The organism is Leifsonia xyli, assembly GCA_001647635.1.
Classification (GTDB): domain Bacteria; phylum Actinomycetota; class Actinomycetes; order Actinomycetales; family Microbacteriaceae; genus Leifsonia; species Leifsonia xyli_A.
This window is the reverse complement of the sequence record CP014761.1, coordinates 1244353-1256253: the sequence shown is the minus strand read 5'-3', so window position 1 is coordinate 1256253 and position 11901 is coordinate 1244353. Positions and strand designations below refer to the sequence as shown.

Annotated in this window: 8 protein-coding genes and 1 pseudogene; 3 read left to right on the top strand and 6 right to left on the bottom strand. The window is 67.5% G+C overall.

Translation table 11 applies throughout. The features are described 5' to 3' along the window. Positions 1 to 98: 98 nt before the first annotated feature. On the bottom strand, positions 99 to 728 hold the full coding sequence (locus tag A0130_06160) for a hypothetical protein (protein ID ANF31307.1): 630 nt from the start codon (positions 726 to 728) through the stop codon (positions 99 to 101). 6 nt (positions 729 to 734) lie between these two features. Further along, the gene (locus tag A0130_06155) at positions 735 to 1121 is read right to left on the bottom strand and encodes a hypothetical protein (GenBank protein ID ANF31306.1); all 387 of its coding nucleotides are present in this window, start codon (positions 1119 to 1121) and stop codon (positions 735 to 737) included. Between the two features lie 226 nt (positions 1122 to 1347). Here A0130_06155 and A0130_06150 point away from each other — a divergent pair, with 226 nt between their 5' ends. From A0130_06150 to A0130_06140, 3 genes are all read left to right on the top strand, one after another. Next, entirely contained in the window at positions 1348 to 3843 is a 2496-nt protein-coding gene (locus A0130_06150; protein ID ANF31305.1) for a hypothetical protein, read from the top strand. 66 nt (positions 3844 to 3909) lie between these two features. Continuing rightward, positions 3910 to 5022: a hypothetical protein gene (locus A0130_06145; protein ID ANF31304.1), complete on the top strand. Its 1113-nt coding sequence runs from the start codon at positions 3910 to 3912 to the stop codon at positions 5020 to 5022. 26 nt (positions 5023 to 5048) lie between these two features. Beyond that, on the top strand, positions 5049 to 6638 hold the full coding sequence (locus A0130_06140; GenBank protein ANF31303.1) for a phospholipase: 1590 nt from the start codon (positions 5049 to 5051) through the stop codon (positions 6636 to 6638). Positions 6639 to 6647: 9 nt separating this feature from the next. On the opposite strand, the gene A0130_06135 is transcribed toward A0130_06140, so the two are convergent. The 4 genes and pseudogenes from A0130_06135 to A0130_06120 form a co-directional block, all read right to left on the bottom strand. Beyond that, positions 6648 to 7025: a DUF4186 domain-containing protein gene (locus A0130_06135; GenBank protein ANF31302.1), complete on the bottom strand. Its 378-nt coding sequence runs from the start codon at positions 7023 to 7025 to the stop codon at positions 6648 to 6650. A gap of 11 nt (positions 7026 to 7036) precedes the next feature. Then, a pseudogene (locus tag A0130_06130) lies at positions 7037 to 9699 on the bottom strand (excinuclease ABC subunit A). Between the two features lie 55 nt (positions 9700 to 9754). Further along, entirely contained in the window at positions 9755 to 10351 is a 597-nt protein-coding gene (locus A0130_06125; GenBank protein ID ANF31301.1) for a deaminase, read from the bottom strand. Positions 10352 to 10377: 26 nt separating this feature from the next. Beyond that, the gene (locus A0130_06120) at positions 10378 to 11856 is read right to left on the bottom strand and encodes an MFS transporter (GenBank protein ANF31300.1); all 1479 of its coding nucleotides are present in this window, start codon (positions 11854 to 11856) and stop codon (positions 10378 to 10380) included. Positions 11857 to 11901: the final 45 nt, after the last annotated feature.

Sequence of the window (11901 nt, the reverse complement as noted above, 5' to 3'; positions counted from 1 at the left end):
ATCCGCGGATTTTGGCATCACCGGGACGGTGCTTAAAGACCAGTCGCAGTTTTCGAGTCCCTCCAGTGGCGCCTACTGTAGCGTGGCCTTCCGTGGGACTATAGCCGACCGAGCAACTCGGCCTTCTTCGTCTGAAACTCCTCGTCGCTCAGCGCACCCGCATCTCGCAACGCCGCCAGCTGCCCAATGAGCTCAGCGACGTTCGCGGCACCTTCCGGTGCGACGCCCGGTGACTCCGCTCGCGGTGCCGGAAGCCGGTCCTTGATGAGACCGCTGACCAACGTGAACGCTTGTTCCGTTACCGTGGGCTTCTCCGCCGGCGCTCCGACGGGCTCCAAGGGCGCCGGTTCCGCGGGCTCCGCGCGCTGCTCCTCCAGAACCAGCGCGAGGTGATTGAACATCGACTCGGACAGCTTGATCAACGAGCGTTTGCCGTCAGTCCAGTCAACACGCACGACGCGTGACCGGCCCATGGCGTCGAATGTCGCATCCACCGCCGCCGAGGCTGCCTTACCGAGGCGGCCCGGGAGGGCGGCGCCGGCGACAGCGCTTCCCACCTTCGCGAGCGGGTTCCCCTTTGCATCCGTGACGACTTCGTCCCACTCGCTCACCGTCTCCTGAGTGAGCTTTCGGAACTTCAGTCCCGTCTGCAGAACGATCGTGCTGCCAAAGCGCGTCGAGACTATTGCGCTCTTGTAGTCTCCGCCGATTACCCGACCCGTATCCACGCTTACTTACCTTCCTGCGTTCAGTTGAGCTTCGTATTCGCGCGCCGATTCCATGATCTCGTCCTGGGTCACGTAGGAATCCCACTCGCGCAGATACGGCCGCTCCGTCTGCAATCGGTTCTCGCACAGCACATCGTTGTGCCAGTCGCGGTCGAATGTGGGCGAGTAGCTGCAGGACCAAAGACCGTCCGGTTCTCTTACCGGGCTGTCCGGCTGCCACTGGCTCCAGTCCGTGGGCGGTTCGAAGTCCGGCTCATAGCCGTCATCCTGCACCTGCTCGTCATAGTTCGGTTCGTCGATGTCTCCACCGCCGCCGAACCTGGGGCTCGCGAAGCTCGAACATCCCGAGGTGACGACTCCAACCAGCGCCATCGTCGATAGGGCGACGATCAAGCGCCCTCTGGCAGTAGGTCGTGGGCTTCTCATGAAGGCTCTTTCATGTTCGGGTGAGCCGAGCCTATCGATGGCCTAACGATTTGGTCGCGCCCGTTATCGAAATCGACCGCACCCAATTAGAGGGACACACCCGGCGCCGCATAAAGAGATGGCGCGTCCGCAATCGGCGGAGCTCGGCGCCGCACCGATACGGTGGAACCTCCACGTTCAAGGCGGAGGGTGAATGGTCAAGGCAGCCGAGACGAACCTTGCTGGTGTACTGGAAGGTAAGAAGCAGTACCAGGTCCCGCTGTATCAGCGGGTGTATTCCTGGGGGACGAAACAGCTCGACCAGCTGTGGAGCGATGTGGTCGAGTTGGCGGCCACTCGGCGAGAAGAGCCTGCCGCTACGCACTTCATCGGCTCGCTGGTCCTATCGCAAAGCCCCGACTTCTCAGTGGTCGGCGTCTCCAAGCTGCTCGTCGTCGACGGACAGCAGCGGCTCACAACTCTTACGCTGCTCCTGGCCGCGCTGCGCGACCACCTCATCGAAACGGGCGACCCAGAGCGCGCAGACGGCATCCACGCGCAGTATCTAGTCAATGTCTACGACAAGGACAAGCCCACGAAGGTGCTGCCCACCCAGGCGGACCGCGCTTCCTACCTCTCGGTGGTCCGATCAGCGCCGGATGCCGGACGCAGCGACCGAATCGGGGAGGCTTACAACCACTTTCGGGCGAAGATCGCGGCGGCCGACGATCCAGATGACCCGCACGATCTTGAAGAAATCGAGAACGCCGTGGTGAGCGGCCTCGCACTGGTCGTCGTAACGGCGGAGGCCCGGGATAATGCCCATCGGATCTTCGAGTCGCTCAACAACACCGGCTTGCAGCTGACGCAGTCAGACCTGCTGAAGAATCACCTCTTCATGCGCCTTGGCGATCGCAGCGAGGTCGTCTACGAAAGCGTTTGGCTTCCTCTGGAGAAAAAGCTGAGTGCGGACAGCCTCGAGCTACTGTTCTGGCTAGACCTGGTGCAGTCCGACGAGCGCGCGACCCAATCCGACACCTATGTCGGTCAACAGAAGCGACTGGAGAAGTTACAGGGGCCGGCAGAAATCGAGACCGAAGTTCTGCGCATCGCGAAGCTCGGCGACGTGCTCGCGACAATTCTCAACCCGGCGTTGGAGCCGCACGCAGAAATCAGGCGGCGCCTTTCCCGAATCAGAGCGTGGGGTTCGACGACCGCGTACCCCGTCGTAATGCAGATTCTGGATCGCCGGGCGGCCGGTACGGCCACCGATGATCAAGTACTTGGGGCGCTGACCTACCTGGAGTCGTACTTCGTACGGCGCATCGTCATCGGCCGGGCCACTGCCAGCCTGAACCGCACACTGCTCCAGGCGGTAGCTCCCATCGCCGCAGCCGAAGAGGTGGACACCGCTCTTCGTGATTACCTGTCCCGCGGCCGCAAGTACTACGCGACCGACGCGCAGGTCCGCGAGGCTGTCGGGACGGTGCCCTTCTACTGGCAGGGCCGCGCGGCGCAGAAGAAGCTCATTCTGCAGTGGCTGGAAGAGTCGTATGGATCCAAGGAAGTCGTGGATCCGAAGAGCCTGACCATTGAGCACGTGCTCCCTCAAACGCTGACCGACGCAACGCGCGAGACATTTGCTCTGGGATTGTCCGACGGGGCGGATGCGACGTACGAGCACGAGCGGCTGGTTCACACGATCGGCAACCTGACTCTCACCGGATACAACAGCGAACTGAGCAATAAGCCGTTTGACGAGAAGCGCTCGATGCTCTCCGAAAGCGGACTCCGATTGAACCAAGAGATCGCCGTACACGAGGTCTGGGGCGCTGCGGAGATCGCTCAACGGAGCGCCGATCTCGCCGAAAAGATCATCTCCCTGTGGCCGGGCCCTGACGAGGCGGTGGCGGGTGCAGCTGTTAACGAACCTTCCGCTCTGCGCAGGTCCGTGGCATCGATCGTCGCGGAAATTCCGGCCGGACGCTGGACGACGTATGGAGAGGTTGCGTTGGTGGCCGGCTCCTACCCCCAGCCCGTCGCCGCGGTGATCACTAACGCTCCCATGCAGGGTGCGTGGCGCGTCTTGCAGACAGGCGGGACGATTTCGCCGGGATTCCGATGGCTCGATCCGGCCCGCACCGAGGACCCGCGGGAGTACCTGGAGTCAGAAGGCTTGTCCTTCGACAGTGAAGGCCGCGCCTCACGGGAGCAGTTCCTCAGCGGTGAGGAGCTCGCTGCTCTGATCGGGCTGGAGATCGACCCCGAGCGACGTAAGACGAGCTCATCACGCCCGCTTCTCGAGCAGCGGAAGGCATTCTTCGATCGGGTTCACGATCTCGGAGAAGCCACTTCCACCACGGCGAGGTCGTGGGGGAACGGCACGGCGAGTAACTTCATCGATGTCCGTTATGGACTCGTTGGGGCGCACATCGTGCTCTCCGCCACGATCCGGGAACCGGCCGTCCACTGCATCTTCTATATCGATACCGACAAGGCTCTCTTCGCGCGGCTGCATGGCCAACGCGACGAGATCCAGGAGGCCATTGGTGCATCGCTCGCGTGGCACGTCGACGATGACCAGAAGTCGAGCACCATCACTCTGAGCAAGGCAGGTGACTGGCGCGAGGAGACTGAGGCGCCGGCGCTCGCCGCATGGCTGGTGAAGATGGCCGACACGTTCGCCGAGGTGTTCGCAGCCCGGATGTGAGCAGATGGCCGGTGCCCTCTACCCACTTCTGGGGCGAGGCGACAACGCCGTCCGCCGCATACGGTCGTGGACATGGGGGAGCAGGTGGCCGGGCGGCCCGCAGTCGAGGGGGCTCGCGTCGACTTCGCGGGCATCAGTGCGCTTTTATCACGGCCCGCCGGGTATGCGGTCGCGCAGAAGTGTCTGGAGGTTCAGGCCGAGGCGGAAGCCGCTGATCCCTCGCTTCGCACAGAACAGCACATCGTCCTGCATCCCGATGCGAGGTCCTGGTATGTCGGTGCACTCGGAGAGATTGAGGTGGGTCGGCTGCTGTCGGGTCTCGGGCCCGGGTGGTTTCTCCGCCACTCCGTGCCCATCGGGGCTGGCACGAAAGATGTCGATCATCTCGTTATCGGGCCGGCCGGAGTCTTCGCCATCAACACGAAACACCACTCCGGCGGCTCGGTGTGGGTCGGTGACCACGTTCTCCGAATCAACAACCAGAACAAGCGGTATCTGAGCGCCGCCGCCTCTGATGCGAACGACGTCTCCCGGCGTTTGGCGGGCAAGGTGGGATTCGAGGTTCCCGTGACTCCGGTGCTCGCGATGTTGAACGCGCGCACGATCAACGACAAGCGGGCGAACGATCAGCGGGTGATCGCCGTTGTCGACGCGAACCGTCTGGTGGCGTGGCTCCGTGCGCAGCCTCCTAGGCTGACGGCGACGCAGGTCGACCTGCTGACCCTCGCAGCCGAAGAACCACAGACCTGGCATGTCGATCCGCACGCGGCCGACACGCTGAGGGTGATGCAGCGTTTCGAGCGGCTTGTTGATCGGGTGGGCATGCCTCACCCTCCCGAGAAGCAGATGCGGAGCGCGTCGTCGGCTGGGCGGACGGCTCGCACCTCCGGCGGGGTCGCGCGCTCGCGGCCTGAAGCATCCCAGCCGCGGCGGGCAGGTAAGCGTGTCGCGGGCGGCATCGCGCGACTGTGGGGTGCGGCTGTCCTCGTGATAGTCGGCATCCTCGTATTCCGCGGCCTGGCCAACCAGCCATGCGCGGCGCCGACGGTGTGCTTGCTTCCACCGATCTATCTCGCGTTGAAGCCGGCTCTTCTTCTGGTCGGTCTTGCGGCAGTCGGTATGGCCATCGTCGGCACGGTTCTCGGACTCTTACGCGCGCTTGTGTCGGCGCGACGGTGAGCACCCCTCTGAGTAGAGTGCGTCCCGTGGACGATCACGCCGGGGACTGGTTCCTCACACGCTCAGAACGGGGCAACCCCGCGAGTGACATCCAAGCGGGCGACGACGGTTCCTCCTGGTCCGAGGGCAACCACGTCCGCCCGCTCATCCACGGCGCCACCTACTTCGCCCGCCTGCACGCCGAGCTCACCGCCCTCCGCCCCGGCGACCGCGTCTTCTTCACCGACTGGCGCGGGGATGCCGACGAGCGCCTCCTTCCCGACGGCCCGACCATCGGGGAGCTGCTCGCAGGTCTGGCCAAGGATGGCGTCGAGGTGCGCGGGCTCGTCTGGCGGTCACACGGCGAGCGGGTGAAGGCTCCCATCAGTGGCGCCTCCAATGAGCTGCTGGGGCGGCAGGTCAACGAGGCCGGCGGCGAGGTGCTGCTGGACCAGCGGGTGCGGATGTTCGGGTCGCACCATCAGAAGTTCTTCGTGATCCGGCACCGTGACGATCCGACGCGGGATGTCGCGTTCGTCGGCGGCATCGACCTGAGCCACAGTCGGCGCGACGATGCCGAGCACCGGGGGGATCCGCAGGCGGTGGAGATGGATCCGCGCTATGGGGAGCGGCCGCCGTGGCACGATGCAGCCCTGGAGTTGCGTGGGCCGGTCGTCGCGGACGTGCTGAAGGTGTTCGCCGAGCGGTGGGACGATCCGCATCCACTGGATCACCGCAACCCGTACCGGATGCTTCTGCAGCGGTTCGCGGACATGCCCCGGCATCCGAAGCCGCTGCCGGAGGCCGCCGCGCCTCCGCCGCCGGCCGGGCCGCATGCGGTCCAGTTGCTGCGGACGTACAGTCCGAAGCGGCCTCCGTTTCCGTTCGCGCCGAAGGGGGAGCGCAGCATCGCGCGGGCCTACGCGAAGGCGTTCGGCCGGGCGCGGTCGCTCATCTACATCGAGGACCAGTACCTGTGGTCGCCGGAGGTCGCCGCGAGCATCGCGAAGGCGCTCGTCCGCAGTCCGCAGTTGCAGGTGATCGTTGTCGTCCCGCGGTATCCGGACCAGGATGGCGCGCTCACCGGGCCGCCCAGCCGGCTCGGGCAGCTGCGCGCGATCGCTAAGCTGCGGCGGGTGGCCCCGGATCGGGTGGGCGTGTTCGACCTGGAGAACAGCGAAGGGACGCCGATCTACGTTCACGCGAAGATCTGCGTCGTCGACGACACGTGGGCGACGTGCGGGTCGGACAACTTCAACCGGCGGTCCTGGACCACGGACAGCGAGCTCACCTGCGCCGTCTTCGACGAAAGCCCGGACGGCGACGCGGAGGGAAGCGCCACGAGCTTCGCGCGCGACCTGCGCCTGCAGCTCTGGGCCGAGCACCTCGGGCTCGACCGCGACGACCCCCGGCTGCGAGACATGGAGGACAGCCTCGCGCTCTGGAGGGAGGCAGCCACCGCTCTTGATCGCTGGCAGGCGAACGGGCGCCGGACGCCGAGACCGGCCGGGCAGATCCGCCCGCACCGCATCGAACGCGTCACGCGCTTCCAGCGTGTCTGGGCGGATCCGCTGTACCGCTACATCCTGGACCCGGACTCGCGACCGCGCCGACTGCGGGGCACCTCGATCTTCTGAGGCGGGACGTCACCGGCGCTGAGACCGCGGCTGCGCCTCCAGCTCGATCCAGCGGGTGATCACATCCACCACGTACTCCCGCTCGCGCGGGATCAGCTCGTGCCCCTTCGGGATGCCGTGGTTGATCTGCAGACAGGTGCGGCAGCAGGTCGCGGTGGCGTGCTGCGCCCGGAACACCGGATGGCCGCCCCACGGCGTCTGCTTGCCGTCCTTCTCGGGAAAGGCCGGCGCGAGCCGTGCGTCCACGAAATCGCGGGCGTGCTGGCGGATCACCGGCATCCCGCGCGACGCGAGGTACTCGCGCTCGATCGGGCGCAGGTGGAACTTCGACCGGAACGGGATGCGGCCGATCCGCTCGATCCTGGCGTCCAACTGGTCCTGATCCACGGTCGTCGACCCTACCGAGAGCCACCGACAGTGACTGGATCCTGACGCAGAGCCGTAGACAGGTAGGGGGCCGACGCGCTGCCCGACGCACCCGCGACCTCCGACGGCGTCCCGGCGGCGACGACCGTCCCACCATCCTCACCTGCGCCGGGCCCGAGGTCGACGACATAGTCGGCGGTGGCGACCACGCGCATGTCCAGTTCGACCACGACGACCGTGTTGCCCGCATCCACCAGGCTCTGCAGGTGCTCGATGAGGCGGTCGGCGTCGGCGCAGTGGAGGCCGGAGGTGGGCTCATCGAGCACGTACAGGGTGTCGGCCCGCTGGGCGCGCTGGAGCTCGGAGGCCAGCTTGACCCGCTGGGCCTCGCCGCCGGACAACTCGGTCGCCGGCTGGCCCAGCCTCAGGTAACCGAGTCCGACATCCACGAGGGCGGTGAGCGAGCGCATGATCTCGTCCTCACCGCCGAAGAAGGCGTGCGCCTCCTCCACGGACATGGCGAGGATCTCGGCGATGTTCCGGTCGCGCCAGATGATCTCGAGCGTCTCGGGGTTGTACCGGGCGCCGTGGCACTCGGGGCAGACGGTATAGACGGACGGGAGGAAGAGCAGCTCGACCATGACGGCGCCCTCGCCCTCGCAGGTGGGGCAGCGGCCGCTGGCCACGTTGAACGAGAACCGGCCCGGCCGATAACGGCGCGACCGGGCGGCGGGTGTCTCCGCGAAACGGCGGCGGACGTGGTCGAACAGGCCCGTGTAGGTGGCGACGTTGGAGCGAGGGGTGCGGCCGATGGGCTTCTGGTCGATGGTGACGACCCGGCGGACCCCGGCGAGGTCGCCGGAGATGGTTCCCTCCAGCACCTCGGGAGCGTCAGCGAGGAGCAGGTCGTCGGTCTCCGGCGCGTCGTCGGTCACGGCGACGGGGCGGCCGAGGTGCTCGCCGAGCAGGGCGGGGACCACCTGGCTGACCAGGCTGGACTTCCCCGACCCGGAGACGCCGGTCACCGCGGTGAACGCTCCGAGCGGAAGCGAGACGGAGGCGCCGCGCAGGTTGTTGCGCGTGACATCTTCGAGCGAGATCCACCCGGTCGGCGAGCGTGGAGTCCGGAGAGCGAGCCCGCGCTCGCCGAGGAGGTAGTCCCGCGTCACGGACTCGTCGACGTCGGCCAGGCCGTCGGGAGGCCCGCTGTACAGGACACGGCCGCCGCGTTCGCCGGCGCCGGGTCCGATGTCCACCAGCCAGTCGGCGTGCCGCATCACCTCCACCGAGTGCTCGACGACGAATAGGCTGTTGCCCCGCGCTTTCAAGCCCTCGAGGATGCCGAGGAGCGCGTTCACATCCTGCGGGTGGAGGCCGGCGGAGGGCTCGTCGAGCACATACACGACGCCGAACAGCTCCGAGCTGAGCTGGGTGGCGAGCCGCAGCCGCTGCAGCTCGCCGCCGGAGAGGGTCGGCGTGGTGCGGTGCAGGGACAGGTAGCCCAGCCCGAGGTCGATGATGGGACGCAGCCGCTCCAGCAGCTCGGCGGCCAGGCGTCGGGCGGCCGCGCGTTTCTCGGCCGACTGGTTCGGGGTCCGGCGCACGTCGGGAGCGGCGGCGTGCGAGGCGCCGCCCGCGGCGATCCTCTGCTGGGTCGCCGACCGTCGGGCGTCCTCATCCAGCGCCGCCCGGAGGTGACCGACTCCTCCCGGGATGCGGCCACCAGCGCGGCCAGCCGCCCGGAGAGCTCGTGCAGCGGGAGCCGGGAGAGCTCGGCGATGTCGAGTCCCTCGAATGTCACCGAGAGCGCTTCGGGCTTCAGCCGCTTGCCGTGGCAGACCGGGCACACGGCGGAGGTCAGGAACTCCGCGACGCGCCTCTTCATGGAGGCGCTCTTGGTGGTCGCGAAGGTGTCGAGCACGTAGCGGCGGGCGCCGACGAACGTCCCCTGGTAGCTGGGCTCCATCCGTGCGCGGATCGCCTTCCGCGTCTGAGCCGGAGTGAGCCCCGCGTACACCGGGGCCGTCGGCCGTTCCTCCGTGAAGAGGATCCAGTCCCGATCCTTCCGCGGCAGGTCGCGCCACGGAGTGTCGACGTCGTAGCCGAGGGAGACCAGGATGTCGCGCTGGTTCTGCCCGTGCCAGGCGGTCGGCCACGAGGCGATGGCCCGATCCCGGATGGTGAGCGACGGATCGGGGACCATCTGCTTCTCGGTGACCTCGTACACCCGGCCGATGCCGTGGCATTCGGGGCATGCGCCCTGCACGGTGTTCGGCGAGAAGTCCTCGGCGTAGAGCATGGGCTGGCCGTCGGGGTAGTCGCCGGCACGCGAGTACATCATCCGGACCAGGCTGGACAGCGTCGTGATGCTGCCCACGGTCGAGCGCGCGTTTCGGCCGCCGCGCTGCTGCTGCAGGGCCACGGCGGGCGGCATCCCGCTGATCGAGTCGACATCAGGGACGCCGGCCTGGTCGATGAGGCGTCGGGCGTACGGGGCGACCGACTCGAGATACCGGCGCTGCGACTCCGCGAACAGGGTGCCGAACGCGAGGGACGACTTCCCCGAGCCGGAGACGCCGGTGAAGACGACCATGGCGTCGCGCGGGACGGTGAGGTCGACGTTCTGCAGGTTGTGCTCGCGGGCGCCCCGCACCCGGACATCCGGCTGGATCGCGGACGAGCTGTCGTTCGTCATCGTCCGACGGTCCGCGCATTCGGGACGCTCCGCAAGCGGTTCTCGGGCGATCCGCTCAGGCGTACTGCGGTCGGCCGCCGACGCGGTAGGTCAGGGCGACGATCCCGCTCGGGAAGACCCGTGCGTCCTGCAGGTCCAGGGCGAAGTCGCGGCCCCTGCGAGGGAGGAACGCCTCGCCCTGCCCGACGATGACGGGGAACTGGACGAGGTTCAGCTCGTCCACCAGCTCGCTCTCGAGCAGCCAGCGTGCGAGCGCGACGCTGCCTACCAGGAGCAGCTCGCCGTCGCCGCCGTCCTTCAGCTCGCGGATGCGCGCCGCGAGGTCTCCGGAGAGGACCGTCGTCTGCTCCCAGGCTGGGTCGCTGAGCGTGTCCGACACGACGTACTTGGGCTTGGAACTGATCGCCTCGCCGAACCCGCCGTCGTCGCTCCGCGCGCCCCAGTACGTCTCGAACAGGTCGAACGTCTTGCGGCCCAGCAGGAAGGCGTCGGGGCGTCGCCAGGTCTTCAGGATGTAGCCCGCGGCTTCCGCATCGCCCACCCCGATGGCCCAGCCGCCGCGGGTGAATCCGGGATCCAGCTCCTCGCTGTTGCCGCCGTTCGCTTGGGCGACTCCGTCCACAGTGACCTGCAGGCTGACGGTGAGCTTCATGATCGTTCCCCTTCTCGTGCGTGCGTTCAGTGTGCCGACTCGACCGGAGCCACGGGCTTCCGGACGAACAGTGCCAGGACGACCACCCCCAGCGACAGGATGCCACCGGCCAGGAACGCGAGGTGAGCACCGGCTGCTGCGGCGGCGGCCGACGGCAGGTCGGGGTTCGCGGCGCCGGTCGAGGCCACGCCGGTCGCGTACAGGGCGATGAAGATCGCCGTACCCGCGGCGCCCGCGACCTGCTGCAGCGTGGCGATCGTGGCGCTGCCGTGCGAGTAGAGGCGCTGGGGGAGCGACCCGAGCGAGGCGCTGAACGCCGGCGTGAAGAGGAAGGCGAGCGACAGCATCAGCAGGATGTGCGCGGCGAGTAGCACCACCCAGGACGAGCCCTCGCCGAGGCCGAGCGCCATGGTCCACAGTGCGACCGTCAGGCCGACGGAGCCGGGTACGACGAGCGGACGCGGGCCGAAGCGGTCGTACAGTCGGCCGACAGTCGGTCCGGCGAGGCCCATGAGCAGGCCGCCCGGGAGGAGGATCGCGCCGACCCACAGCGGGTCGAGGCCGAGCGTGTAGCGGGCGAACTGCGGCAGCACGATGAATGCGCCGAACAGGGCGACCATCGCCATCGTCATCATCGCGACCGAGACCGCGAAGTCCCGCGAGAGGAAGGTGCGCAGGTCGAGCAGCGCCGAGTCCGTCCGCTGCAGGACGAGCTGCCGCCGGACGAAGAAGGCGAGCGTCACGAGACCGACGGCCACGGGGATCCACGGCTGGACGACCGCCTCGCCGACCGCCGCCGCGCCGATCTGGCTGAGCCCGAAGACGAGCGCCGAGAACGCGAGGGCGGAGAGGATGACGGACAGCGCGTCCAGCGGGACCTTCCGGGTCTCGGACACGTTCGGCACGCGGCGCATCCCGATCACGAGCATTGTGAGGCCGATCGGCAGCATCACCCAGAAAAGTCCCTGCCAGGGAAGCACCTGGATGAGCGCACCGGACACGATGGGGCCGACCGCCGGCGCGACGGACATGACGATGGAGACGCGCCCCATCGTCCGCCCGCGCTCGTCGACCGGGACGATCGTCATCACCGTCGTCATCATGAGCGGCATCATGATCGCCGTGCCGACGGCCTGGACCACGCGGCCCGCGACCAGCACCTCGAACGCCGGTGACAGTGCAGCGATGAGCGTGCCCACGACGAAACTCGACATCGCGACCGTGAAGACGGTCCGGGTGCGCAGCCGTTGCATCAGCCAACCGGTGATCGGGATGACCACCGCCATCGTGAGCGCGAACGCCGTCGTCAGCCACTGTCCCTTCGTCGCGTCGATGTGCAGGGACTCCTGGATGCGCGGCAGCGCGACCGCCATCATCGTCTCGTTGAGGAATACCACGAAGACGGCGGCGAGCAGAAGTCTGAGGGCGGTGCGGTTGCGGCGCTCCACGCCGGAGGCCGCCGGGGTTGCAGGGGAGTGAGTCGAAGCTGCGATGGTGTCGGTCATGTCCTTCTCCTTCGTCGGAGTCGCTGCAAAAAATGAAGTTGAGCT